Raw genomic sequence first — 22,689 nt, forward strand, 5'->3', positions numbered from 1 at the left:
GAGCCACCCCTCAATGAGGCTCCGAATGAGCAGCCGGTGGCGTGGCACGTCCTGAGTGTCGGTGGTCGCCTCGCCGTCGGACTCCTGGTGGCTCATTGGTGGGTGCGGTGCAACGGCCAACGGTGGCCGTCGCTGTGTTGCTATCGGATCGTTGTTGGCCGCCGACTAAAATCTCTCCCTCGGAATCGACGGCGGCGGCGGTCAGCAACCTACCAGCACCCACAACAGGCGTTGGTCGATGAAATAATATTGTTTCTGATATAATCGCGTACTCCGAGACGACAGATAGTATCATAGAGGAAAATTTGTAGTCTGAACTTCTTCAAATAGTGTATTAGGTACTAAAATTAGGTTTGATTCGATCTGAGAGTATGCTCTTATTATTATTTTTGATAATTTTAGGCCTATGTTTAATGCCTTCCTGACTACAGTTACAGATATCGCTGCCCTTGTTCCGGGTGAGCGACGTCACACTATGTCCGAGGCAGCTCGCGGTCAGGTTGGGATCGGGACGCTCATCGTGTTCATAGCGATGGTGCTGGTCGCGGCGATCGCCGCCGGCGTCCTGATCAATACCGCGGGGTTGCTACAGGCTCAAGCCCAAGCTACCGGCGAGGAGACGACCGCAGAGGTCAGCAACGTCATCCAGATCAAACACGCCATCGGCGAGGAGACCACGAACAACGGCGACATCGACGTGCTGAATATTAGTATGCGCCTGACGCCGGGCTCAGACCCAATTAATCTCAGCGACGCCTCCTACACCGTGGAGGTCAACGGCAACGCGACCGTCGTCAACGGCAACGAGGATGTGAGCGACGGTGTGTCGTACCACTCGATACAGGGATTGGCTGACAACGGCACCAGCACCTTGTCAGATCAATCTGATCTCATAACCGCCCGGTTTAATCTAACCGCGATTCAGGGGGTAACCCAACTTGATGAGCGAACCAAGGTTCGTTTCATTGCGATCGCGCCTGATGGTGGAACGACATACAAGGAGTTCAGAGCCCCGAACATGATCGTCAATGGTGAATCGTACATCCTCTGAACTACTCAACAAACGCATTTGCCGAGGCAGCACGTAGCTTCGGCAGATGAACCACGTTCCTGATTCAGTGGTGACAGCGATCGACACGTTCGGCGAACAGCTGTTACTCGGGGACGCCAGCGCCGTGAGCGGCACGCTCAGAAACGACCTGCAGATTGAGATCAGTCCGCCTGACGGATCGACTGCTGTCTGTCGATACAAGGCAGTCCATACGCAATCACCGCCAACGCTCAGGGATCGAGGGTCGTTTGTGACGACTATCGTCGATGGGGTCGATAGTCGACTCCAGCAGTGGGGTATCGACCCACCAGCGGCATACCGTTACGTCGATACCGTCAACGACACACACCATTACGAGGGCACTCTACAACTGCCGTGAGACAGCCATCTCCCAACTGAGTGGGTCACTATTGTCGACGGTAGAATCACGATAACCAGACAAATCAGATCAACCAAGCATGGACAACGAGAATTCCTCGGAACGAATTGGCGTGTCTGTTGATGTACTATGGAAAAATGATGACGCTCGGATAAGAGAGAATTCTCATAAGAATCGGAAGAAAGACATCAATAAGATTGGATACAATTCCTATTCTACTGACTTCCATACCATTCTTTTCTAAGTTCCCTCTCAGGCCCACAGATCAAAATATAATTTACGTCGTAACTGACCTGACTGCCTTCCTCATTTTTCTTTTTTATAGGCCACATTAAACCCTGATATGGATATGATTCATCCCGTTTTGCTGCACGTACAGATTGAATGATATGGCTTCTACGACCCCAATTGTCCACAGAAGTATCTCCTTCAAATTGTATCCCATTCACCATACCAGAGACTTTGATATAGCTTTCACCATCCAATTCGCTCTCAAATGGGATCGTCATCACCTCACAAGAAAATTTGTACAATTGATCTAAATTAAGCTCTTTTTTCGGTAAATTTGATATTTTTGGTATATCGTCAGCAGACATAAGACTGTTAGCTAATTTCTTTGCTTTCCGCATATCATCGTCAAAGTTGATTTTTTTAATTTCTGATTCTGTTAATTCACCAGAGAACTCACCGGAAATTGTAGCCCACAGCTTTCCCAATTTGCCTGCCGCTGTCCCTGAAAAGCTGGAGCCGGATTCAATTCGCAACTCATCCACGTCTCCATACAATTCAGAGTAAACTTGTTCAACAGCTCCTTTTGACGCATACATAACGTGCTGATACTCAACCATCGATGTTCTGAGTAATATAACGTGTCAGAACGTAATATAATTTCCCAGAATCGGGTTTACGATTGAATCCACGCAAGTATTATTTGAATCGGCGATGGGATCTACATCACCGCACGACGGCTCGTTGGTGGAAACAATAGTATTCAAGTAGATCAGAAGTCCAATTTTGTGATTTAATGACTACTGTAGAGACTCACTGTTGGACGGTGAGTTCGATTCACGAAAGAGAGAAAGTGGGGACGGAGGGATTTGAACCCCCGATCGACTGATATCTCCGGTACGCGCCTCGGAACTCCAGAGGGTCGTCATTGCGAACCGATGATCAGTCGGTCGCTCGGTATATCAGTCTGGAGTGTCGTCCCGGGCGCGTGGCCTCTGGAGTCAGTCGCCATGCCTGGCTTGGCCACGTCCCCTCGCCAGCATCTTACCCGAACCACAGTAAAGGGGTTTCGGTCGCCACCGGCGACCCGCAGCCGGGACTAGCTACTCAGCCTCGCTGTCGTGCCAGTCGCAGTCCTGACATTTGTAGCCGGTAACAAACGACGTGACGCTCGGCATATACCCGACGGTCAACACGTTGCCGCCGCAGTCCGGACACTCACGGTCGGCGTCCTCGATCTCGGTCGCTTCCATCGGCGACTCCCCTTCGATCAACTCGGCCAGCGATTCGGCGGTGACCATGCGGCCCTCAACGACGCGGTTGCTCATACCGACTCGCTAACGGAGGCGACACCAAAGACCTGTCGTGCCGGGTGTGGCAAGCGAACCGGCTCACTGATCGGCAACGAGTTCGAGCCCATCGTCGCCCTCGACGACCGCGAGCCCATGATCGTGGATGAACGTCGCTGTGCGCTCGGGGACAATCCGTTCGGCCGAGATCCGGGCGCGCAGCTCTGGTACCAGCGTCCGAAGATCCGCGCCGGTTTCGACGACCGGCGAAGTACCCAAGAATGCGGTCGACAACTCGGCGTCGGCCGCCCGATCAGCAAGCCGTTGGAGCTCGATCGCGCCAAAAACATCGGCAAAGTCGATCGCTTCGGTAAAGCCAGCGTAGTAGACCCGTCCCTCACTCGCCGGGCCGACGACCACATCGTTGGTGCGGAGCTTCATCGCCGCCCCATCGATCATCGTCCGCGACAACAGCGGTGCCGTCCCGCGGATGACGGCCGCCGACGCCGCTTCCTCCTCGCGGAGGAGATGCGTCACCGTGTTGCCCGCCCGCGCCGAAAACGTCGAGCCGACTTGCGGTTCAAACCGCACATCCGAGGGATCATCAAGCGCGTCGGCAACGATAGCGCGGAGCTCAGCGACCGGCTCGGTGTCAGTCTGATGGGCGTCCGGCAACTGCTCAGAGTCCGGGTAGTTAACGAGCAGTTCCGCCCCCGAGCGGTCGATCGCGTGGAACGTATCGGCCAACATCGCTTCGTAGAGATCGGTTGCCGCGGCGGTCGACAGCGGGCTTGTCTCCGAAAGCGCGGGCAACACAAGCCCCTCACGGGGTGGCGACGCCAGCACGGCGATTACGGTCATACCCACGGGTCAGGGCGGCGGCGTCTTGAACACGGTGATCCCAGGTGGGCTGACTGCCCACCGCCGAGCCGCGATCGTCAGCGACTCTGGCGGCCCTTCGTCTGGCGATAATCCCGCGAAAACACGTTCTCGGTTATATGCTCGATAAAGGCCTCGCTGTCGGCGTCAGTCTGCCGGTCGAGTTCCAGCATCGGGACAAGCTCGAAGCCGCGGCCGCGAACTGTTGTCGCGTGAACCTCCTCGATATCGAAGGCGTCCGGCGACCGGGTTGTGTACTCCATCGCCAGCGATTCGATCACCCGTTGACCGATGGGGACGATGATCTGGGGGTTCATCATCCGGATCTCGGCGTTGAGATACGGCTCGCAGGTGTTGATCTCGGTTTCGCTCGGCTCACGATCCGGGTGTCGACAGCGGGTCAGATAGGTACAAAAGGCGTTCTGCATGTCCGGTTCCGCGGCCTCGGGATCGGATCGCACAAAGCCGAGTTCGCCGAGGATCCACTGGAGGCGGCGACCGGCGTCGTCGCCGGTAAACGGGATTCCTGTCGTGTCGGCACCCTCGTGGGGGCGTTCAGCGATGAAGATGAACTCGCCGCCGACATCGCCGTAGCCGTGAACGACGTTGCTGCGTGCCTCACAGAGCCCCGGACAGTTGGTACACTCCTCATCCATGCCGAAGGGGTTCTCTAACTGGGGCTGGTGGGCGTCCACACCGGAGCGTGGGGATCGGTAAGTAAAATACTGCGGGTGCGGCTACAGCCGGGGATAGGTAAGGCCTCCGTCACCGCAGCCGCGATGAGCAAACCACCGACCGCACCGAGTAGCCTAATCAGAGACCGAGAAGTACCGTTGCCTGATTCGCCAGCTCTGACAGCTCCTCGCTGGTCGTAAAAACATAGACAGCGAGGAGTTGCACCGAGTTTGTGAGCCCGTGAGCCAGCGCGACGACCGTTAGATTCTCCGTCCACTCATAAAGGGCCCCGTAGATGACCGAGCCGGCGAACAACGCCGCGAAGGCCGCAAGCACCTGCACCAGGCTGGCCCCACCAGCGCTGTAGGCCGTCAGGTGGATCGGCACGAAGATGAAACTCGCCAGCACGATCGCTGTCGGCCGGCTGAAGGAGTGTGTCAGCCGCGTTTGGATGATCCCTCGGTAGAGCAGTTCCTCAAACGGGCCAACGATGAAGATCATAAACGGAATCAACACCAGATAAAATGTCGGCTCGATCCCCTCGAAGTTCAACAGGCTGTGGGAGGCTGCCTGGACGCCGAGTGAAAAGGAGATGAGATTGACGATCCCGATACTAAACAGGACGACAAACGGCGCGACCGCGATCACCAACACCTGGCCCAGCGTCGGCTTGCGGATGCGCACAAAGGAGATCTCCTTCCCAGTGGCCCACAGATACGCGGCAGCAATCCCGCCCATCGCCAAGATCTGCCCAAACACAAAATTGATCGCAAGCTCCGCCAACGGCGACAACGGCTGCTCAATCGGGAACACCAGCGTCGCCGCGAGCAGTGGCAGTACCAACGCGGCCGGCAGTAAGATCGCACCGAAGCCAAGTCCAGCGGCGAGGACGATCGCCCACAGCTTTCCCAGCAGCCGCCGGCGCGAGCCGCCGGAGTTGCCGCCGACATCGCTGGTGACGATATGGCCGTCAGCGGTCACCGAGCCGACCGGCTGTTGATCTGTCGAATCAGTATTCGGCTCAGTCATCACCACCACCCACAGCGACCGTCATCGGCAACTGACTGCCACGGTGCTGACTGCCGTGTCGAGTGAGCGACCGCGGGCAGGCGTGGCGTCGATTCATCGCGGCAACACCGCGGCCGCGGCCGACAACGAACGCGAGGGGCGGAGGCTGACATTACTGGCCAGTCGGTGCCGGACAGCGAAAAACGCTGTCGTTCAGGCAGCCGACGTGGGTTGCGGACAGCCGGCCGGCCACGTCGATGGCAACGCCCGAACGCTTTTACTGCCACCGGCTAACCGGGGAGTATGGCGGATTTCGATCTCGACCTCCGCGAGGCGGAGGCGCAACTCGATGATATGCCGAGCGACGAGGTGGTGTTGGGCGTGCTCAACGGCGAGACCGAGGATACCGAATGGGTACAGTCGATCACCCAGGGCAACGTGCTCGTCCTTGCTGTCGAGGGCGACCTCAACGAGTTGGCCGCCGGCTTTGCACGCGAGATCAAAGACATGGGCGGCGAGCTCATGCATTTTCGAGATTTCCTCATTATTACGCCACCAGAAACCGCGATCAATACTGATCGGCTGTAGGCGGGCGAGTAAGCTGAACAGTCGAGAGGCCTGCGGCGGTGTCGACGACGGCGGCACACCACCACCCAACGTCGCGACAGCGATGTTATGCGTCCGTGTTGCGAGCCGCATCGCCGAGGGCCGCAAGATCGTCGTTGATGTCGGCTCCGGAACTCTCACCGGGTAGGATGTCACCCAGCGACGCGCCGAAGGAGGCGACCGTCCAGACAACGCTGATCCGCGCGAGGGCGACGACCGGATCGGCCCAACCGTTGACTCGACCCCACAGCGTCATCAACGCCGCCGCCGTCAGAAACGAGACGATAGCGATCCCGATCAGGCGGCGGGGGATGACGCCAAAGAGCGGCCGACGGATCCGCACATCCTGTGGCCCGGCCCAGTAGACTAAGGCGAGAATCATCACCAGGACAAAGGCCGAGTTGAGCAGGAACGCCACAGGGAGGCCAGCGAATCGAACAGAGAGAAAGTAGTCAGCGATCTCGAAGACACCATCCTCGACAAGAAACGGGATCGCAAAGAAGATGCTACCGACGAAGGCCTCGGCGATATCCCGGGAGGTGTATTTCTGAATCCGGTCGCCAAAGCCATGGTCAAGGGCGGCCTGTACCGTCTCCGCGCGGATGCGGGTGACCGCCTCGCGGTGGGAAGCACCAACAGCCGATTCGAGGTCGTCGAACTCCGCCTGAATCGCGTCGACGAGCGCGCTGTCGGTCAACGCTGCCGCTGTCGTGCGATCGGCTGTCGCCGCCGCGTCGGCCTCGCTGGCGTCGTTGCTTTCGGGTGTCGGCGGCGGTGCCGAGACGGCCGGCGCGCTGTCGTTGTCTGAGAGGATATCACCCAATGCGGCCCCGATCGAGCCGACCGTCCAGATCACGGTGATACGCGCGATCGCCGCAATCGGTGAGGTCCAGCCGTTGACCCGCCCCCAGACTGTCATCAACACTGTCGCGACAACAAAGGAGACGACAAGGATCATCACCACCCGGACGGGCAAGCTCCTGAGAAACACCGTTGTCTCCTGCTGATTTCGCCCTGTCCACTCCAACAGCGCGTAGGTCAACACGACGACAAACAGCGTGTTGGCGAGCAGATAGATCGGGACGCCGGCGACCGTCGATCCAAAGAGATGCGCCGCAATGTCGAAGACGCCGTCCTCGACGAGTAACGGCGAGGCGAAGATAACGCTGCCAACAAACGCTTCGGCGGCATCTCGGGGCTGAAGCTCCCGAACGCCGGAATCGAGGAGCCCGCGCTCGTAGGCCTCGACGAGGAGCTGTTTGATATCGTGCGCCGCGGCATCGGCACGCGGCGCTGTCGTCTCGACCGTCACCGTGTTGAGATCCGCAAAGAGGCTCTCGATGGTGGTCTCGGCGGGATCGATCGCATCATGGCTGCCGTGCTCCGTCGACGATCGGGACATGGCGACTGGCAGGCGGTTTGCGCCGCGCGATCATATAGCTACGCCAGCGAGACAGCCGCCACCGCGATACCACCATCCACGCGGCGACGTGCCTGTGTTTATGCCGCCACAGCCCCAACCGCAGGTATGCCGATGAAAGGAGACGGCCCGGCCGACTTGCAGGTGATCGATCGCTTCGACGGCGGCGTCGGCTGGCTGGCCTATCCCGACGAAACGATGCAACGGGCGAGCCACGCGCTCGCAACACCGGACGGCGTCTGGGTGATCGACCCCGTCGATGCTGCCGGCGTCGACGACCTGCTCGTCGAGGTCGGTGAAGCCGGGCCGGGAGTCAGCGAGGTTGCCGGCGTCGCCGTCTGTCTCGACCGCCACAAGCGTGATGCCGCCGCAATCGCTCGCCGTCACGATGTCGACGTATACGTTCCGACGTGGATGTCCGGCGTTGCCGACGAGATCGACGCCACGGTCAGCCGGTTTAGGAGCGACCTCGGCGACTCCGGCTTCGAGTCCTTTGTGATCCGGGATTCGTCGCTGCCGCCATGGCAGGAGGCCGGCCTCTACAATCCCGAAACCGGGACGATGGTTGTCCCCGAATCGGTCGGGACAGCCGCCTACTTTCTTGCGGGCGAGGAGCGACTCGGCGTCCACCCGATGCTCCGGCTGACACCACCCGAGGGGCTCCGATCCCACGGGCGACCGGAGCGGATTCTTGTCGGCCACGGTGCGGGGATTCACGAGGACGCCGGCGGAGCACTTGAGGGTGCACTCAGGTCGTCGCGGGCGAACACCCCCTCGCTGTACGCAAAAACGCTGAAAGGGTTTCTCACCGGGTAATCCGTGGTGCTCTATGCGACAGCCGGGCTGCTCGATGTGCTCGTCGAGTTCGCGACCGACCGTGAGCCACAAGAGGCGAACGTCCCGCTGGCAGCGACACCGGCCGGTGAGTTGACCGGGACTGACGACCGGCTCGCCGATATCGGCCCGGACACATCGGTGTTGACACACTTCTATCTGCCAGATGCCGGTGGTGCGGTGAGTTCAGTTTTCGGAGTCGATCTTGGCACCCCCTCCGGCGGCGCGCAAGCCCGTTTTGTCTCACATCCAACCGGCCCGCTTGCGGTGACAAAGGAGGACGATTTGGCTGGGGCCGTCCTCGTGGCGGTTCCGCCGTGGGACGCCGAGAAAATCCGTGCCTTCGACCGTCGCGGCACGGGCGTCGAGTTGGTCGGCCTTGATGCCGAACCGCCGGTCGAATCGATCGAGTAGCTAGTCCAGATAGCCGAGATCCCGAAGCTGATCGGTGACCTCAGCGAAATCCTCCTCGGTTACTGTGCCGTCTGGCTCCTGTTGAATGACGATACTCCGCAACAGGAATCGGACGAGATCGCTCGTCGAAGTGAAGCTTGTTCCTTCGATCGTCTCCTCAACACGGTTCCCGAGCTCTTTCGGGATCGACACCGTTGTGTAATCAGCCATAGTGACTGGTGTGGGAGCGACCTGAATAAGTCCTCTGTCGCGGGAGCCGATAGCGCGCTGTCGGGTGTGAGGCGACGGAGCCACCCCGGAGAGCCACACGCCTAAGCCCATCGCGGACGGTACCCTGGGTATGAGCCGAGAGCAAGCGACGACAGCCGACGGCGACACCGTCTATATCGACCGCGAGGAAGCAGAACGCGGCTCCGTTGATGTCTTTCATCCAGTGTACTGTGGGGCCGAAGGAACGGAGCGGTGGGGCTACTACTGCAACGCCTGCGGTGGCTTCGACAATGCGATGGATACGATGGGGCGAATCGTCTGCAACGGCTGTTCGAACATTCGCAAACCCGATGAGTGGGACGCAGCCCACGAGTAAGCCGGAGGCAACCTATCAGACAGGCCGTGGGAAGCTTTATCATGGATTACGCCTAACTCCGATGTGGATGGCCACTGTTACCATACCACCGGCTGAAGAGGCCCGAGACGTCTTCAAACGGCTCGGCTACGCGATCGAGGAGCGCGGTAGCGAGTTCGTCGCCGAGCGGAAATGGCGGCGTGTCCAGGTGACGCCGCTGCGTGCCGAGGACGCCAAATCGCCCGGCGAGATCCTTGAATATGGCTCCGAGGGCGGCCCGCGGCTCCGCTGTTTCGTCACCTGGATGGACTGTACCGAACCGCTGCAGTCGTCACTTCAGTCGGCGAAGCCACCCTATGATTGGGCGATCATCGGCATCGAGCCCGACGGCGAGTTTCAGGTTGTCCACCCTGATCCGGGCAGTGCCCCGATCTGAGCCATGGCCCACGGCTCTCTCGGCCAGCGAACAGGAGCGATATCTTCTTCATCGCCCGGCGGCGAACGGTGGCAATGACGCTGATCGTCGTCCCGGTTCGGTACCCACTCAGCGAGCACTCCGCAGCGACGCTTCGGGAGGCGATCAAGATCAGCACCGACCGCGACGCCGAGCTCTCGGTGCTTCACGTTGACCTCTATCAGAACAGCAAGAACGTCACCCGAACCGATCTCAAGCGGGCGGTCGAACGGGAGTTCGGCGAACTCGACAACGTCCGGTATGTCGTTCGCCGCGGCTTTTTGCTCGAAGAGACGATCTTAGAGGAGATCGTCGGCGAGAACGCCGATCTCGTCGTCATCGGCTCCCGACAGGCCGGCCGGTGGCAACGCATGCTCCGAAAGCTGCGGGCCGACCCTGATATCGGCGAGTTCCTCAAAGGCGAACTTGACTGTACGGTGATCACAGTCAACGCCGACGGCGTGACAAGCCGCTAACCAGATTGGCCGCAGATAGCCACCGTCCTGTCGAACGGCGGTTCGTCCCACGATATCGTGTCACCACGTCGACGCATAGTGGGCGCTGTAGCCGCAATGTTGTTTTATCCGTGGGTGCTACGACAAGCAGTGCCCACCACGTATCTGCAGTTCCATCTCGTTTTGACACTGCCACTGTTGGCCCTGCTGTGGTACCTGACGCCGGCATACGATCGGATTCGGCGGCGACGCGGCGCAGTCGGGCTGGCGATCCTCGTTGCCATCGCCGTCGCCTACACGACGCCGTGGGGGTCGTATATGATCCAACGCGGCGTCTGGTGGTACGGTGAGGGGGTCGTCGCCGCCAGACTGCTGTCGATTCCGGCCGGCGAATACCTGTTTTTCGGGATCCAGACACTGACCGTCGGCTTTTATCTCTACTGGCGCGGGTTCGATCCGAGCTACGAGACGGGCGATTTCGCGTGGGGGCCCCGGATCGCCGGCGTCGGTGTCGGCGTGCTGTTGTTCGGCGGTGGGCTCTGGATGGTGTTTCAGCAGCCGTCGTGGCTGTACCTCGGCGGACTACTCGCGTGGGTTGGCCCCGTCGTTGCTCTCCAGTGGGGCGTCGGCGGCGGCTATCTCGTTCGTCGGCCGCGGGCGTGGATCGAGGCGGCGTTGGTGCCGACGATCTATCTGTGGATTATCGACCGCTGGGCGATCGGTCAGGGACTATGGGTGCTCTCCGAGCAGTATACGACCGGGATCGCCCCCTTTGGCCTGCCGATCGAGGAGATCCTGTTTTTCCTCTCGGCTGGGGTGATGACCGTTACCGGGCTCGTGCTCTTCGAGTGGGTGCTGGACTGGAACGACACGCGGACGGCCGCGGCCAAACAGTAACAGCAGGTATCGTGGCAGGCAAAGGAGCCCCTTCGAAATCCTTTTACAGCTTTCGGGTGGAGTATCACCAACTAACCATGGACGTAACTATCGTCTCCGAGGAGGAGAACCCCATGTTGCATCGCACGGATATTCGGTTCGAGACGGTTCACGACGAGGCCACGCCATCGCGGCTCTCGGTGCGTGACAGTCTCGCGGCCAAACTCGACAAGGACGCCGAAGAGGTCGTCGTCCACGAGCTCGATACCACCTTCGGCATGCGAAAAACGGTCGGCTACGCGAAGGTCTACGACAGCCCCGACCACGCCGCTGAGGTCGAACAGGAACACATGTTGGAGCGCAACAAGATCGCCGACGACGCCCCCGACGCCGAGGAAGCCTAAGGCGACATGCGCGTGCTCGGCATCGAGGGCACCGCATGGGCCGCCAGCGCGGCCTGCTACGACGACTCCGACGACACCGTTTTCATCGAGTCGGATCCCTACCAACCGGATAGCGGCGGTATTCACCCGCGTGAGGCCGCCGAACATATGGGCGAGGCGATCCCCAAAGTCATCGACCGCGTGCTCGCGGACGCCGCTGCAACTGTCGACGACGCTGCCGACACAGCCGCCAGCGACGCTGACAGTCCAAACCGCTACGGGATCGACTGTGTTGCGTTTTCGCAGGGCCCGGGACTCGGCCCGTGTCTGCGCACGGTTGGCACCGCCGCCCGGGCGGCCGCACAGGCCCTCAACGTGCCGCTGGTCGGCGTCAACCACATGGTCGCCCATCTCGAAATCGGCCGCCATCAGTCGGGGTTCGACTCGCCGGTCTGTCTGAACGCCTCGGGCGCAAACGCCCACCTGCTGGGCTACCACAACGGTCGCTACCGGGTGCTCGGCGAGACGATGGACACCGGCGTCGGCAACGCCCTCGATAAGTTTACCCGACACATCGGCTGGGAGCACCCCGGCGGCCCGAAAGTCGAGGCGGCAGCCACGGACGGCGAGCTCATCGATCTCCCCTACGTCGTCAAGGGGATGGACTTCTCGTTTTCCGGCATCATGAGCGCGGCGAAAGACGCAGCCGACGAGGGCGAGGCAATCGAGGATATCTGCTTTTCGCTGCAGGAACACATCTTCGGGATGTTGACCGAGGTCGCCGAGCGCGCACTGTCGCTGACGGGCACCGACGAACTCGTCCTCGGCGGCGGGGTGGGCCAAAACGCCCGCCTGCAGTCGATGCTGGAAACGATGTGTGAAGAACGCGGTGCGAGGTTCTATGTTCCAGACAACCGGTTTCTCCGTGACAACGCGGGGATGATCGCCGTCTTGGGGGCCAAACAGTTCGCCGCCGGGCAGACAGTCGCCATCAAGGACTCAACGGTCGATCCGAACTTTCGGCCCGACGAGGTCGCTGTCGCGTGGCGGCAGGGTGAGCAGTCAGTCGCGCGTGGCCGTGGCGTCGAGGCGGCGGCGGCAGCAGACGAGGCGACAGCGACGCAGTCCGTCGGTGATCGGCATGGTCGCCAGCGCGGGGCGGAAGCAGTCGTCGACATCGTTGCGCCGACTGACTGCGAGTACGAACTGCCCGCTCGGTGTGTTCGGAAACGCCGACTCTCGAAGACCTATCGCCATCCCGCCCTCGATACGACACTCACCGGCGAACGCACGACGGCTGAGGCGCGACTGACCAGCGAGGCCCGCGCCGCTGGTGTCCCGACACCCCTTGTCTGGGATGTCGACCGCGAAACCGCGACACTCCACCTCCAGCACGTCGGCGAGGCTGATCTTGCTGAGCGACTGACCACCGACGCGGTCACGACGGTAGGGAACCATCTCGCCGCGATCCACAATGCAGGGCTGGTGCATGGCGATCCAACCACCCGAAACGTCCGCGTCGGCGACCGTGTCTGGCTGGTCGATTTCGGCCTCGGCTTCCACTCAGGCCACATCGAGGATTACGCGATGGATCTCCATGTGCTCCGGCAGAGTCTCGCGGCGACCGCTGACGACCCAGACCCACTACTCGATGCGGTGAGTGATGGCTACACTGCTGCCGGCAACCCCGCGGTCATCGATCGGCTGGCAACGGTCGAGGATCGCGGCCGGTATCAGTAACCGGCACCGCGGCGATCCCCAACCAATCAGCGCAGAAAGGCGAATTTTCATTACACTGAAGCAACTACCACCACCCATGGGAAAGAAATCCGAGTCCGGAACGCTGTTTGGCATCCCGTATAACTTCGAACGCCCCTCCATCGGCCGGCTGCTGTCGGCCCATTGGAAACCCGACGAGGGGATGCTCGTCGAGAAACCGTTCGGCATCGGCTACACGCTGAACCTCGCCAGCTGGCGGTCGTGGGTCGCCCTGGGTGTCACCGGCGCGCTGCTCTATCAGGAGCGCAGCGGCGGCAGCGATGACGGTGAGGACATCGATCTCGACGACGACGGCGACGACGAGCCGGTCGAAGTCATCGTCGAAGACTAACACCCCGTAAATCGACGCCTCTTTTCGCGCCGCGACGAACCACCAGCCATGCTGCAGTATGTGACGACCAACCCCGGCAAGCTCCGGGAGGCCAAAAGCTATCTCGGCGACGAGACGATCGACACCTACGACTACGACTATCCGGAGATCCAAGCCCCGACGCTGGAGCCGATCGCGGCCGCAGGGGCCCGCGATGCCTACCGCGAGGTCGGCGAGCCGGTCGTCGTCGACGACGCTGGGCTCTTCATTGACGCCTTTGATGGCTTTCCGGGGCCGTACTCCTCGTTTGTCGAAACCACCATGGGCGTCGACCGCGTCTGGGAGTTAGCCGAGCCACTGAGCGATCGCAGCGCTGCGTTCCGCTGTGTGTTAGCCTACTGTGATGGTGAGGCAGTCGACGACCCCGTCGACGATGGCGACCTCCCAGTACAGTGTTTCACCGGCGTTGTCGACGGCGAGATCGTCGCCCCGCGCGGTGACGGCGGCTTCGGGTACGATCCGATCTTCGAACACGACGGAGCGACGTTTGCGGAGCGCACCGCCGCGGAGAAAAACGAGCTGTCACATCGTGGCCGCGCGCTTGCGGCCTTCGCCGAGTGGTATCAGCAGCGGTAGCTACGCCGATCGTGGCTCCCGGTTCGGGCCGGGGTAGGAATCGTCGGCGACCGTGCCGTACAGTCGGTCTGGGTCGAACAGTTGGGCGAACGCCGCTGGTGCGCGCACGCTAACCGGGAACCGCCCGCTGAGTGTCGCCCCAGCCTGCGCGCCGGTGAGTCCCTCATCAAACGACAACAGGTGCATCGCGCCACCGCGGTAGGCCGAGGCGAGTGCCGGGTGGTCGCCGGGGTGGTGGACAACAGGCTCCCGCCACGAATCAATGGCTGCCCGCCAGTCGCTCGCCAGGTCGCTGTCGGCGACCGTTTCGATGACGGCTTCGGCGTCGGCGAGTAGGTCGTCGCTGGCGAGGAGCGTCGTCCAGGAGTGTTGCCACAGGGGTTCAAGCGCGGCTCTGGCGTCGCCGTCGCCACACAGGTCGGCTACAAGCACGTCGGCATCGGCGACAACGCGGACGGGCTGTGACTCTCGTGGGTCGGTGATCGCCGCAGCGTCGGCCTCAGAGGCCGCCTCAGTTGTGCGATCGCGGTGTGACGAGAGCGCAGTTTCGATGGCCTCGCGGTCGACCGTCGGCGCGCGAGCAAACAGCTCGGGCCAGTGCATACGCGGCATTGCAGGCCCGTTTATAAGAGCGTTCCCAGTCGGTTACTCGCCGAGAAGGATCGCGGTAACCTCGTCGACAGCGTCCTGTTCGACGACGAGTGCCAGTCGATCGCCAGCCTCAACGGTTGTCGTCGGCAGCGGGATCGTCATCGGGTCGCGCTTGTGGCCGTGGGCGTAGAGCCGCGCGGTCTCCGGCAGATCGATCTCCGAAACCCGCTGGCCGACGATCGGGGCGTCGTCATCGACAGTGACCGTCGTCAACTGGAGGGCCTCAGTCAAATCGCCGATCGCGTTGAGACTACCGCCGAGGAGCGCGGTTTTCGCGCCGGCTGCGCCGAGTCGCTGCGGGTAGATGACATCATCGGCGGCCGCGGCGTACTCCTCATATTTGTCGCTGCTCACGTCCTCGCTGATCCGCAGGACGGTGCGACAGCCGTACTCCTGGCCGAGCAGACAGATCTCGTGGTTGACCGCCACGTCGCCGGTGATCCCGCCGATGGCGTCGGCGTCCTCGATGCCAGCTTCCTGTAACACCGATTCGTCGGCCCCGTCGCCGTGGATCACGGTCAGGCCCGTCTCGCGGGCGCGGTCGACTTTCTCGCGATCGTTGTCAACAACGACGACATCGTAGCCTTCCTCGTCTAACACCCGGGCCGTGCGGGCTCCAACCCGGCCGTAGCCAACGACAATGATTCGCATACGGCTTCGTATGAGAGTCGGCGTCAAAAAGGTATGTTCCCGGCGGCGACAGTGGCCGCTCAGGCCGGTGGATCGGCCACCCACTTCTGGCTAAAGTCGGTGCCACAACTACAGTGGGCGTAGGCGTGGATCACATCGCCCTCGGCGTAGAGCCCGCCAACCTCCTCGTTTTCGGCCTCGGCAAACGCGAAGCCAAACTCGATGTGGTGATCGTCGGTGGTCACCTCGGCGTCGGTGTCGCCTGCGTCGGGACAGACGCCACCGGCGAGACGGTCGTCGATCTCGCCGGTGCGATCCATCGCCTGCTTGGCAAACGCCATCGGATCAAGCCCGGTGCTGTCAGCGAAGGCTTCTCGACCAGTCTCGCCGGCCACGACAACGACGACGCCACCATCGACAGCGATACCGGCCGTTGATAGTGGGTGGTCACCATCGAAGACAGTATCAGCGACGTAGATCGCTACATCATCCAGTCGGTCGCCGGCGAGAAACGCGGTGAGATCGTCCATACCCGGCGTGGTGACGCCACGCATTTAGGAATATCCACTCGGTCGGGTACTAGCCAGCGGCTCAGTTGTCGCCATCGAGCGATTCGGCGATCGACTGCAAGGAGTCCCGGGGTTCGTGTTTGACCGTGTAGACGGCGCGATCACCCGGCGCGCGCAGCCCGTATCGCTCGCTGGCGACGATCACATCACAGATAACGCTGTCGCCGATCTCGCGGTCGAGCCCGCGGAGCCACTCACCGAGTCGGTTGGTTCCCTCGCCGGTCGACCGGGCCTGTTTGCGGGTGTCATAGGCACCATACAACAGTCGCCCGCTGTCGTCGCCCGCAACGGTCGCAAAATAGTCCGCGCCGTCGATCACGATCGTGACACGGTCGTCGACGGCAACCGTCTCGGCGACAGCCGTCGGGAGTTCAAGACAGGGCGTGCGGCTGCCACCGCGGCGGACGATCGTCGCCCGATATGAGTCGACCGCGTCGCTGTCACTCGGAAGCCGCGTCGACATGGACGGTCTCCTTACGCGTCCGCTTTCTCGTCGTCGCTGTCAGCGTCGGCCGCCTCGTCAGCATCCGCCGCATCGGCGTCTGCGTCAGCATCTTCCGCAGCGTCTTCGGTATCTGCATCCTCAGCATCGTCGGCGTCCGCCACTTCATCATCGTCCGCGTCCTCAGCATCGGCGTCTTCCGCTTCTTCGTCTTCGTCTGGTTCCGGCTCTTCGAGGCCGAGGGCGACACGAACGTTGTCGTCGCTGTCGACAATCGTCGCGTTGACCTGTGCGGTCTCCTCGGAGACCTGGCGGCCGCGAACGGTGATGCGTTTGCGCTCGCCGTCACGGGTTGGGTTGAAGCCAACGCCGCCCTCAAGTAGGCGTTCGCGGATCTGTGCGCCCGGAACATCCTCCCGCATCGGACGGCCTGTCTCGTCGGAGCCACCGGTCAGTTTGAGCGTGTACTCATCAAGGCCGACCGCACCGCCGTCGACCTCCTCGCCGAGCTCTCGCCCGAGGAATCGGTTGGCGTCCTGTCCGTCGACCTCATGTTGATACGTCTGTCCGTCGGTCGGGTCAGCGACGGCGACTTGGAATTCTGCCATACCACTGTCTGTTCGGTCGCCGATAAAAAGCACGTCGAAACCGCCCTCACAGCCACCGGCGGTTAGTAATCGTTATACACCGGACGTACGTTGCCCGAAACATGCAACGACGCGCTGTGGCCGTGTACGTCGCGTTGTTCGTCCTCATCGGCGTTGCGTCGTACACGCTGATGGTAACCGCCGAACAACCACAAGTAGCGGTCGAGAATCCGAATTTCCAGCTCTCATCGGGTGATGGATTCACCGTCGACGGACAGTCCTACACCGCAGCGACGGTCGAAGAGGTCACCGAGGAGGGCGGCCACGGGAGTACAAGCACCCACAGAGAGGCAACGCTCGAATGGACGGTGGCGAATGTCGAAAACACCGACGACTGGGCAGTCGGCGACACGATCACCGTCGACGAACGCGAGTGGAATGTCGTCAGTACCTCAGCCTCGTCGGTGACCGTCGAGGAGGCCATCGACCGCACGGCGATCCTCGAAGCCGATCCGGCTGCTGACAACACAACCTACTCCGGTGACAACGGCGAGTTCGTCCTCGTCGACGACGAGCGCGTCCCTGTCTCGGAGTACTTCGATCCCGCAACAGTGACTTTCACCGAGGGTGAAACGATACCGTACGATGGCCAGCAGGCCACGATCGATACGGTCACCAACGAGAGTATCACCGTGTCGTGGACGGCTGATGAGTCCAACAGTCAAACGCTGAAAACCGGCGATACGATCACGCTTGCCGACAACACCACTTACACCGCCTACTTCACTGGGCCAAACACCGTTGAGCTGACCGACAACGCCGAGGGCTACCAGGCAGCCGTCAGCGAGCAGGAGACGTTCTCTCAGCGCGTCACCGGGCTGCGGTGGGTCACGTTCACCGCCGGCTTCATCGCGATGCTGTTGATCGCTTTCGCGTTCCTCCCCTCGCGGTACTGAACGCACACCGTTCCAAACGGATCTTTTTACCTCGGTCGCTGTCGACGGCAGGTGTCGGTGATGGTGACCGCCATGCGGCGTCGCGGAAGCGTCGTGACGATGTGTATGCAGGAAGTATTTATTCCGGCTTCGGTAACGGGAGCACATGGAACCGGGCGAGTACGTTGTTGACACCGAGGACGACGAACCTGATCTCGCGGTCGTTGTCTTGCAGCGAGACGCACCGATCAGCGAAGTCACCGTGTCGGATCCCGATTCGGATCGAACGGTCGCCGCTGATAACCCCGACTACGAGGCCTCCGACCCCGCCGTCAGCGTTGCCTTTGTCGAATCCGGGCTCAACCGACGGTGGCCAGACTGGACTGACGCCCCACCCAGCGAACTCTATGACGGGGCAACCGAGCACAACGTGAAGCTCTACACCTTTCCCGAGGGCAGACTCCGGACGCTCACCGGCCAACAAGCGGCGATTATGCTTGCCGAGGAGACGGTTGATCTCACCGCCCTCCAAGCACGGCTCGAAGACGCCGGCTGGACGGTCGACCCCGCCGACCATCTGATCACCGTCGAGAAACGCGACGAGCAGTATCGGATCTACAAAACGGGCGACGTTGACGGAACGGGCAAACTCCGAACGCCGCTGACAAATCTCGTCGAGGAGTACAGCGAGTAGCCCCGTTGCCGCTGTCTCCAGCGACATCGCCGCCTGTGGCGTCGATAGGTTCAAGAGACTGGCCGCGTCTTTTTCAGCAACTCAATGGAGATCCCCGAGCAACTCGCTTGTTTGTACACCGCAGAGCTCACCGAAACCGAGGACAGCTACACGCTCACCGTGCCAGCAACGGAGGTCGAAGAGGGGGCTGTCACGCCGGGAGAGACGCTCCGTGTCGCCATACTGGCCGACAGCGAGGGCAGCGATCGCAACGACAGTCCCGACGACAGCACCGAGGAAACACCGTCGACAGCGCGGTCTGAGACGCCGACGGCGTCGCAGCCCGAGCCGCCGGTGAGCGAGGATGAGACGCGCGTCGTCGAGATCGAAGATGTAGGCGACCAAGGCGATGGGATCACCCGCGTCGAACGCGGCTTTGTGGTGATCGTCCCCGAGACCGAGGAGGGCGAGACCGTCGAAATCCGGATCGAAACGGTTCGACCGAACGTTGCCTTCGGAACCGTCATCGATCGACTCGACCACGCCGAGTAGCCGCCGCCTGCTGTCGTATCGTGAGATGACTCAATCACCACTGTTCAGTTGCGGCTACTGAACGCTGCTCGGTAGTGATGACTACCCGCTACGTAGATAGGAAGTCAGTGTAAGGAAAGCCTAGGCCGGAATTTGAATCCGGGGTCTCGTCCTTACCAAGGACGCGCTTTACCGCTAAGCTACCCAGGCACGCACTCAGTCGTAGTCCGGGTTTGTCTTTAGGCGTTTCGATTCGGCGGTGCCGCCCCGCGGTTTGTGGCCGGTCAGCGATCACCAACAGATGACGCGACTGGGTCGTCGCTGCCGGCGGCCAGCTCGGTCAGTCGCTGCCGAACCGGCTCGGTGACGACGCTCGCCGCCGGCGGCAACGTCTCATAGTTGCGGGCGGCGTTGGCCGCAAACTCAAGTAACGCCTCGGTGGGATCAGTGCCGACAGCGGTGACGCCGGCTCGAACTGCCAACACGAAGATATCAGCCTCAAGATTGCGATCGAGCGTGGGGGCGTCAGCGTCGGGCTCCCGGCGGCGGGTCTGATCCCGACCGAACGCCCGGATGGTTTCGACAGCAGCATCCGAGACCTCGGTTCGGGCCAATAGATAAAATCCCCGCGAGACGAGGATGTCGGCCGCCAGAATCTCTAAGTCGGCGTCGATTTCGCTCTCCTCGGCGGTTGTCCATGGCTCCTCGTGGGCCAACGATCGCGTCAGTCGGAGCCCTTCGTAGATGAGTTGGACGCCAACACTTCGGTCGATAACGGCCTCCGGGGCAAGCGAGGGCTTTCGGCCAAGCGCGCTCTCATACACTAAGACACCGGGTGCCATCGACGCCCGCTCAAGGCGATCAAGCAGGACGGCTCGCAGCCGTGGTGGCTCAATATCTTCAACTGTGTCGCGGGCCGCAGTCCGCGCCCGCACGGCAGCATCCATTACAATACTGTAGGCAAGCGACAGGCAAAGACCTTTGGAACCACCCACTCACCGACGGCACGCGGCCGAAACACAGCGGGGCGACAACAGGTCGCTGATGCTGGCCAACACGGGATATCGCCATCAACGATGACGAATGTCTGACAGAAAGCTGACAGAAACGGCGAGACTTTGGCGTATCAAGGTTTCACGCGTTCGAAATACAGTATATTTTTAACATAGTATCACGATAATTAATTTCACGACAAACGTATCGCTCATGTCACGTGATCAACTCTCGGACGACGGAACGCCTGCGGTCGACACGGATGCACTCGGCGCGTGGGTCGCCGAAACCGCGGCGAAGAAAGGCGTCTCCGAGCGGGAGCTCCTCGATGAGATCCTCTCGTCGTACTGGGTGCTCGAAGAGCTCTCAGATGTCGTCCTCAACGGCGATCCGACCGCCGAGGGCAGCGAACACACGTCGAGTCGCCAAGAGGCTCCACCGGAGCCCACCCCTCGGACGGCATCGCCCGACCGACGGGAACAGCCCACCGACCGGCAGGAGCGATCTACCGACCGCCAAGAACGACCAACTAACGGCGGCGAGCAGCCGTCGACCAAGCGAAACTCGACGGCCGATCCGGAGCCGTCAGCCGAGTCGAATCGACCGACGGCGTCGACGGCAGACGAGGACTTAGAGCTCTCGGGGATCGAACAAGAGCTTGGCAAGCTTCGAACGGTCATCAATGAACTGGCGAGCGAACAGTCGCTGCCGACACCGGAGTCGGCGACCCCGAACGCTGAGCATGCTGACCCGGACGCGTCGTCGTCAACCGACAGCGACGATGAAGCCGGCGAGTTTGAGGAATTTACGCCGGCAGACACGGAATCGTGGGCGGAGAGTCGCGGCGTTGTCGCCGAGTTAGACGATGAGCTCATCGAGATCAGAAGCCGGCTCTCCGAGCTCGAAGCCGAGCTCACCGACCGGCTCGCCGAGGAGGCCGACGAACGGGCGGAACTCGAAGCGTGGATCGAAACTGAGTTCGATAATATCGAGGACGTCCTCCAACACCTGCTGTCGACGACCGACAACCTCGAATATCGGCTTGGGTCGGCGATCGAATCACAACGCGAACAGCTTGAACCGCTGCAGGCCGCTCATGCCGAACAGGAGCAGTTGCAGACGCTGAAAAACGAGGCGATCGAAAAGGGCGTCGACGCCGCTGACTGCGACGATTGCGGCGAGACGGTTGATCTCGGTCTGCTGCCGGAGCCGTACTGTCCGAACTGCGATCAGCAGTTCACCGGTGTCACCGCAAGCAGTTGGTGGCCCTTTGATACGGCGACGCTGCGAACCGCGACCGCACGACGATCACAGACAGAGAACGCATGGGGAAGCGCCCCAGCCGAGGAGTCACACGCGGCTGACCGACGATCGAACCAGAACGACCAACCACCAGCAGCCCCACGCAACGATCAACAGGAGCGGTCGGAACTCGACGGCCAACAGCGAACCGATGGTGGGTTCAATTGGGTTGATGACTGACGATACCCCGAAATCGTCGCCGACCAACTCACGACGGAAAGATGGACTTCGGTGTCATCGATGAATAACAACAGCCCACGCCAGGAACACGAGGTGGACGCCACCGCCGAACAGGTCGTCTCGGCGGCGACAATGGCCACCACCGGCGGAGCTACAGCGGCACCCGCGCAATCGGCTAATCGGCTGTGGGATGACTTCAGTGGTGACAACGACACCGACGCAGAGGCAGCGTCGACTGCTGACGAGGCCGTCGCCACGGAGTCGACATCGACACCCCAGCAGTCTCCAGAACCGGATCAAGCGTTCGACGGCGTGTTGGATACACTGTCCTCGTTTGGGCAATCAACCTCGCCGACACAGGTGCTCGTATTGAGCCCGACGAATCACGGCGTCACCAATGATATCTTCACGCAGATCTGTGCGACCGAGGGAACGGCCACCCAGAACGTCGTCTTCGTGACCGCGACGCGGTCGACCAGCGACCGGCTCCCGATGACCCGAAAGTTCCAGGCGTGGGTTGAGGGACACACAACGCTGATCGAGGTTGGCCAGCCGCGTTCAGACCCGGAGTCGACCCGCGGCACCAATACGCTGGGACGAAAAGTTGACTCACATAAGGAAGTGCCGAATCCACAGAATCTGGCGAAACTCGGGGTCGTCATCAGCCACGAGTTCAGCCGGATCGACAATCAGTATCCGACCGTGCTGGGATTCCATACGCTGTCATCGATGGTGCAGCATCTCGGTACTGAAACGGTGGTGCCATTCCTGTATACGCTCTGTTCGAAACTCGATGAGTCAGGCGTAATGGGCTACTGTCATCTCGATCCGGGCCGGCACAGCGACGATGATGTCGAGACGATCAAGTCGGTGTTTGATGTGTCAGTGCGGATTCAGCCGGATGGTAGCGTTGACATCGAATGAAAAGAAACGTTGGTGAAATCAACTAATCAGC

Annotated in this window: 30 protein-coding genes, 2 tRNA genes and 1 pseudogene; 18 read left to right on the forward strand and 15 right to left on the reverse strand. The window is 61.3% G+C overall.

Annotated features, from left to right (window positions below; translation table 11 throughout):
- The first annotated feature begins 475 nt into the window (after nt 1-475).
- Nucleotides 476-1,051 carry an archaellin/type IV pilin N-terminal domain-containing protein gene (locus DM826_RS00920; protein WP_120100335.1) on the forward strand — a complete coding sequence of 192 codons (576 nt, stop codon included), beginning with the start codon at nt 476-478 and terminating at the stop codon, nt 1,049-1,051.
- A 46-nt stretch (nt 1,052-1,097) separates the two neighbouring features.
- Nucleotides 1,098-1,430: a hypothetical protein gene (locus DM826_RS00925; protein WP_120100337.1), complete on the forward strand. Its 333-nt coding sequence runs from the start codon at nt 1,098-1,100 to the stop codon at nt 1,428-1,430.
- Between the two features lie 215 nt (nt 1,431-1,645).
- Here the strand turns inward: DM826_RS00925 and DM826_RS12755 are convergent, their stop codons facing one another.
- The 6 genes from DM826_RS12755 to DM826_RS00950 form a co-directional block, all read right to left on the reverse strand.
- Entirely contained in the window at nt 1,646-2,278 is a 633-nt protein-coding gene (locus DM826_RS12755; RefSeq protein WP_133304614.1) for a hypothetical protein, read from the reverse strand.
- Between the two features lie 234 nt (nt 2,279-2,512).
- Nucleotides 2,513-2,691, reverse strand: a tRNA-Trp gene (locus DM826_RS00930).
- Between the two features lie 70 nt (nt 2,692-2,761).
- Nucleotides 2,762-2,986 carry a DUF5795 family protein gene (locus tag DM826_RS00935; RefSeq protein ID WP_120100340.1) on the reverse strand — a complete coding sequence of 75 codons (225 nt, stop codon included), beginning with the start codon at nt 2,984-2,986 and terminating at the stop codon, nt 2,762-2,764.
- 63 nt (nt 2,987-3,049) lie between these two features.
- On the reverse strand, nt 3,050-3,808 hold the full coding sequence (locus DM826_RS00940; protein ID WP_120100342.1) for a TIGR04282 family arsenosugar biosynthesis glycosyltransferase: 759 nt from the start codon (nt 3,806-3,808) through the stop codon (nt 3,050-3,052).
- A 77-nt stretch (nt 3,809-3,885) separates the two neighbouring features.
- Nucleotides 3,886-4,521, reverse strand: coding sequence for a uracil-DNA glycosylase (locus DM826_RS00945; protein ID WP_120100345.1), 636 nt, complete (start codon nt 4,519-4,521; stop codon nt 3,886-3,888).
- A gap of 118 nt (nt 4,522-4,639) precedes the next feature.
- Nucleotides 4,640-5,530, reverse strand: coding sequence for a CPBP family intramembrane glutamic endopeptidase (locus DM826_RS00950; protein WP_120100347.1), 891 nt, complete (start codon nt 5,528-5,530; stop codon nt 4,640-4,642).
- A 282-nt stretch (nt 5,531-5,812) separates the two neighbouring features.
- Between DM826_RS00950 and DM826_RS00955 the strand changes: the two genes are divergently transcribed.
- On the forward strand, nt 5,813-6,097 hold the full coding sequence (locus tag DM826_RS00955; protein ID WP_120100349.1) for a DUF5779 family protein: 285 nt from the start codon (nt 5,813-5,815) through the stop codon (nt 6,095-6,097).
- 85 nt (nt 6,098-6,182) lie between these two features.
- Here DM826_RS00955 and DM826_RS00960 read toward each other — a convergent pair whose 3' ends face one another.
- The gene (locus DM826_RS00960; RefSeq protein ID WP_120100352.1) at nt 6,183-7,517 is read right to left on the reverse strand and encodes a DUF2391 family protein; all 1,335 of its coding nucleotides are present in this window, start codon (nt 7,515-7,517) and stop codon (nt 6,183-6,185) included.
- 126 nt (nt 7,518-7,643) lie between these two features.
- Here DM826_RS00960 and DM826_RS00965 point away from each other — a divergent pair, with 126 nt between their 5' ends.
- Together DM826_RS00965 and DM826_RS00970 are read left to right on the forward strand one after the other, a co-directional pair.
- The gene (locus tag DM826_RS00965; RefSeq protein ID WP_205738777.1) at nt 7,644-8,351 is read left to right on the forward strand and encodes a hypothetical protein; all 708 of its coding nucleotides are present in this window, start codon (nt 7,644-7,646) and stop codon (nt 8,349-8,351) included.
- Between the two features lie 6 nt (nt 8,352-8,357).
- The gene (locus DM826_RS00970) at nt 8,358-8,783 is read left to right on the forward strand and encodes a hypothetical protein (protein ID WP_120100354.1); all 426 of its coding nucleotides are present in this window, start codon (nt 8,358-8,360) and stop codon (nt 8,781-8,783) included.
- On the opposite strand, the gene DM826_RS00975 is transcribed toward DM826_RS00970, so the two are convergent.
- The gene (locus DM826_RS00975; RefSeq protein WP_120100357.1) at nt 8,784-8,993 is read right to left on the reverse strand and encodes a ribbon-helix-helix domain-containing protein; all 210 of its coding nucleotides are present in this window, start codon (nt 8,991-8,993) and stop codon (nt 8,784-8,786) included. It abuts the gene before it with no gap.
- A 130-nt stretch (nt 8,994-9,123) separates the two neighbouring features.
- Here DM826_RS00975 and DM826_RS00980 point away from each other — a divergent pair, with 130 nt between their 5' ends.
- The 8 genes from DM826_RS00980 to rdgB all read left to right on the forward strand — a co-directional run bounded on the left by DM826_RS00980 (nt 9,124) and on the right by rdgB (nt 14,241).
- Nucleotides 9,124-9,369, forward strand: a complete 246-nt coding sequence (locus DM826_RS00980; protein WP_120100359.1) for a DUF5816 domain-containing protein — start codon at nt 9,124-9,126, stop codon at nt 9,367-9,369.
- Between the two features lie 67 nt (nt 9,370-9,436).
- Nucleotides 9,437-9,784 carry a DUF7116 family protein gene (locus tag DM826_RS00985; protein WP_120100871.1) on the forward strand — a complete coding sequence of 116 codons (348 nt, stop codon included), beginning with the start codon at nt 9,437-9,439 and terminating at the stop codon, nt 9,782-9,784.
- Between the two features lie 74 nt (nt 9,785-9,858).
- Complete coding sequence (locus tag DM826_RS00990) at nt 9,859-10,278, forward strand: universal stress protein (RefSeq protein ID WP_120100362.1); 420 nt, start codon at nt 9,859-9,861, stop codon at nt 10,276-10,278.
- A gap of 129 nt (nt 10,279-10,407) precedes the next feature.
- Entirely contained in the window at nt 10,408-11,154 is a 747-nt protein-coding gene (locus tag DM826_RS00995; RefSeq protein ID WP_233735638.1) for a lycopene cyclase domain-containing protein, read from the forward strand.
- Between the two features lie 77 nt (nt 11,155-11,231).
- Complete coding sequence (locus DM826_RS01000; RefSeq protein ID WP_120100367.1) at nt 11,232-11,537, forward strand: 30S ribosomal protein S24e; 306 nt, start codon at nt 11,232-11,234, stop codon at nt 11,535-11,537.
- Between the two features lie 6 nt (nt 11,538-11,543).
- On the forward strand, nt 11,544-13,256 hold the full coding sequence (locus tag DM826_RS01005) for a bifunctional N(6)-L-threonylcarbamoyladenine synthase/serine/threonine protein kinase (RefSeq protein WP_120100369.1): 1,713 nt from the start codon (nt 11,544-11,546) through the stop codon (nt 13,254-13,256).
- Nucleotides 13,257-13,332: 76 nt separating this feature from the next.
- On the forward strand, nt 13,333-13,626 hold the full coding sequence (locus DM826_RS01010) for a DUF5808 domain-containing protein (protein ID WP_120082628.1): 294 nt from the start codon (nt 13,333-13,335) through the stop codon (nt 13,624-13,626).
- A gap of 48 nt (nt 13,627-13,674) precedes the next feature.
- Nucleotides 13,675-14,241 (forward strand): RdgB/HAM1 family non-canonical purine NTP pyrophosphatase, encoded by a 567-nt coding sequence (rdgB, locus tag DM826_RS01015; RefSeq protein ID WP_120100372.1) that lies wholly within the window; start codon nt 13,675-13,677, stop codon nt 14,239-14,241.
- Here the strand turns inward: rdgB and DM826_RS01020 are convergent, their stop codons facing one another.
- The 5 genes and pseudogenes from DM826_RS01020 to DM826_RS01040 all read right to left on the reverse strand — a co-directional run.
- On the reverse strand, nt 14,242-14,844 hold the full coding sequence (locus DM826_RS01020; RefSeq protein ID WP_233735640.1) for a DUF7384 family protein: 603 nt from the start codon (nt 14,842-14,844) through the stop codon (nt 14,242-14,244).
- A gap of 42 nt (nt 14,845-14,886) precedes the next feature.
- A complete protein-coding gene (locus DM826_RS01025) occupies nt 14,887-15,543 on the reverse strand; it encodes a potassium channel family protein (protein WP_120100374.1) in 657 nt (218 codons plus the stop codon).
- A 59-nt stretch (nt 15,544-15,602) separates the two neighbouring features.
- Nucleotides 15,603-16,052: a DUF5807 family protein gene (locus tag DM826_RS01030; RefSeq protein ID WP_120100377.1), complete on the reverse strand. Its 450-nt coding sequence runs from the start codon at nt 16,050-16,052 to the stop codon at nt 15,603-15,605.
- Nucleotides 16,053-16,113: 61 nt separating this feature from the next.
- Nucleotides 16,114-16,554, reverse strand: a complete 441-nt coding sequence (locus DM826_RS01035; RefSeq protein ID WP_120100379.1) for a DUF7112 family protein — start codon at nt 16,552-16,554, stop codon at nt 16,114-16,116.
- A 182-nt stretch (nt 16,555-16,736) separates the two neighbouring features.
- Nucleotides 16,737-17,141 (reverse strand): annotated as a pseudogene (locus tag DM826_RS01040) (30S ribosomal protein S6e); the annotation flags it as partial.
- A gap of 101 nt (nt 17,142-17,242) precedes the next feature.
- Here DM826_RS01040 and DM826_RS01045 point away from each other — a divergent pair.
- The 3 genes from DM826_RS01045 (at nt 17,243) to DM826_RS01055 (ending at nt 19,280) form a co-directional block, all read left to right on the forward strand.
- Nucleotides 17,243-18,076, forward strand: coding sequence for a hypothetical protein (locus tag DM826_RS01045; RefSeq protein ID WP_120100384.1), 834 nt, complete (start codon nt 17,243-17,245; stop codon nt 18,074-18,076).
- Nucleotides 18,077-18,221: 145 nt separating this feature from the next.
- Complete coding sequence (locus DM826_RS01050; protein ID WP_120100387.1) at nt 18,222-18,749, forward strand: hypothetical protein; 528 nt, start codon at nt 18,222-18,224, stop codon at nt 18,747-18,749.
- Nucleotides 18,750-18,833: 84 nt separating this feature from the next.
- Nucleotides 18,834-19,280: a TRAM domain-containing protein gene (locus tag DM826_RS01055; protein ID WP_120100389.1), complete on the forward strand. Its 447-nt coding sequence runs from the start codon at nt 18,834-18,836 to the stop codon at nt 19,278-19,280.
- Between the two features lie 117 nt (nt 19,281-19,397).
- Here DM826_RS01055 and DM826_RS01060 read toward each other — a convergent pair.
- Together DM826_RS01060 and DM826_RS01065 are read right to left on the reverse strand one after the other, a co-directional pair.
- A tRNA-Thr gene (locus DM826_RS01060) sits at nt 19,398-19,469 on the reverse strand.
- Nucleotides 19,470-19,543: 74 nt separating this feature from the next.
- Complete coding sequence (locus tag DM826_RS01065; RefSeq protein WP_120100392.1) at nt 19,544-20,206, reverse strand: DUF7114 family protein; 663 nt, start codon at nt 20,204-20,206, stop codon at nt 19,544-19,546.
- Nucleotides 20,207-20,465: 259 nt separating this feature from the next.
- Here DM826_RS01065 and DM826_RS01070 point away from each other — a divergent pair, with 259 nt between their 5' ends.
- Together DM826_RS01070 and DM826_RS01075 are read left to right on the forward strand one after the other, a co-directional pair.
- Complete coding sequence (locus DM826_RS01070) at nt 20,466-21,734, forward strand: hypothetical protein (protein ID WP_120100394.1); 1,269 nt, start codon at nt 20,466-20,468, stop codon at nt 21,732-21,734.
- 60 nt (nt 21,735-21,794) lie between these two features.
- Entirely contained in the window at nt 21,795-22,658 is an 864-nt protein-coding gene (locus DM826_RS01075; protein ID WP_120100397.1) for a DUF7504 family protein, read from the forward strand.
- Nucleotides 22,659-22,689: the final 31 nt, after the last annotated feature.

Source organism: Halonotius aquaticus, assembly GCF_003605575.1.
GTDB lineage: Archaea > Halobacteriota > Halobacteria > Halobacteriales > Haloferacaceae > Halonotius > Halonotius aquaticus.

Coding starts and splice junctions, on each gene's coding strand:
- DM826_RS00990 (WP_120100362.1), top strand. CDS start 9,859: ATGACGCTGATCGTCGTCCCGGTTCGGTACCCACTCAGCGAGCACTCC.
- DM826_RS01030 (WP_120100377.1), bottom strand. CDS start 16,052: ATGGACGATCTCACCGCGTTTCTCGCCGGCGACCGACTGGATGATGTA.
- rdgB (WP_120100372.1), top strand. CDS start 13,675: ATGCTGCAGTATGTGACGACCAACCCCGGCAAGCTCCGGGAGGCCAAA.
- DM826_RS00935 (WP_120100340.1), bottom strand. CDS start 2,986: ATGAGCAACCGCGTCGTTGAGGGCCGCATGGTCACCGCCGAATCGCTG.
- DM826_RS00960 (WP_120100352.1), bottom strand. CDS start 7,517: ATGTCCCGATCGTCGACGGAGCACGGCAGCCATGATGCGATCGATCCC.
- DM826_RS00950 (WP_120100347.1), bottom strand. CDS start 5,530: ATGACTGAGCCGAATACTGATTCGACAGATCAACAGCCGGTCGGCTCG.
- DM826_RS01010 (WP_120082628.1), top strand. CDS start 13,333: ATGGGAAAGAAATCCGAGTCCGGAACGCTGTTTGGCATCCCGTATAAC.
- DM826_RS00975 (WP_120100357.1), bottom strand. CDS start 8,993: ATGGCTGATTACACAACGGTGTCGATCCCGAAAGAGCTCGGGAACCGT.
- DM826_RS01020 (WP_233735640.1), bottom strand. CDS start 14,844: ATGCACTGGCCCGAGCTGTTTGCTCGCGCGCCGACGGTCGACCGCGAG.
- DM826_RS00925 (WP_120100337.1), top strand. CDS start 1,098: ATGAACCACGTTCCTGATTCAGTGGTGACAGCGATCGACACGTTCGGC.
- DM826_RS00955 (WP_120100349.1), top strand. CDS start 5,813: ATGGCGGATTTCGATCTCGACCTCCGCGAGGCGGAGGCGCAACTCGAT.
- DM826_RS00920 (WP_120100335.1), top strand. CDS start 476: ATGTCCGAGGCAGCTCGCGGTCAGGTTGGGATCGGGACGCTCATCGTG.
- DM826_RS01065 (WP_120100392.1), bottom strand. CDS start 20,206: ATGGATGCTGCCGTGCGGGCGCGGACTGCGGCCCGCGACACAGTTGAA.
- DM826_RS01025 (WP_120100374.1), bottom strand. CDS start 15,543: ATGCGAATCATTGTCGTTGGCTACGGCCGGGTTGGAGCCCGCACGGCC.
- DM826_RS01045 (WP_120100384.1), top strand. CDS start 17,243: ATGCAACGACGCGCTGTGGCCGTGTACGTCGCGTTGTTCGTCCTCATC.
- DM826_RS00965 (WP_205738777.1), top strand. CDS start 7,644: ATGCCGATGAAAGGAGACGGCCCGGCCGACTTGCAGGTGATCGATCGC.
- DM826_RS01005 (WP_120100369.1), top strand. CDS start 11,544: ATGCGCGTGCTCGGCATCGAGGGCACCGCATGGGCCGCCAGCGCGGCC.
- DM826_RS12755 (WP_133304614.1), bottom strand. CDS start 2,278: ATGGTTGAGTATCAGCACGTTATGTATGCGTCAAAAGGAGCTGTTGAA.
- DM826_RS00940 (WP_120100342.1), bottom strand. CDS start 3,808: ATGACCGTAATCGCCGTGCTGGCGTCGCCACCCCGTGAGGGGCTTGTG.
- DM826_RS00985 (WP_120100871.1), top strand. CDS start 9,437: ATGGCCACTGTTACCATACCACCGGCTGAAGAGGCCCGAGACGTCTTC.
- DM826_RS00980 (WP_120100359.1), top strand. CDS start 9,124: ATGAGCCGAGAGCAAGCGACGACAGCCGACGGCGACACCGTCTATATC.
- DM826_RS01075 (WP_120100397.1), top strand. CDS start 21,795: ATGAATAACAACAGCCCACGCCAGGAACACGAGGTGGACGCCACCGCC.
- DM826_RS01055 (WP_120100389.1), top strand. CDS start 18,834: ATGGAGATCCCCGAGCAACTCGCTTGTTTGTACACCGCAGAGCTCACC.
- DM826_RS01035 (WP_120100379.1), bottom strand. CDS start 16,554: ATGTCGACGCGGCTTCCGAGTGACAGCGACGCGGTCGACTCATATCGG.
- DM826_RS01000 (WP_120100367.1), top strand. CDS start 11,232: ATGGACGTAACTATCGTCTCCGAGGAGGAGAACCCCATGTTGCATCGC.
- DM826_RS01070 (WP_120100394.1), top strand. CDS start 20,466: ATGTCACGTGATCAACTCTCGGACGACGGAACGCCTGCGGTCGACACG.
- DM826_RS01050 (WP_120100387.1), top strand. CDS start 18,222: ATGGAACCGGGCGAGTACGTTGTTGACACCGAGGACGACGAACCTGAT.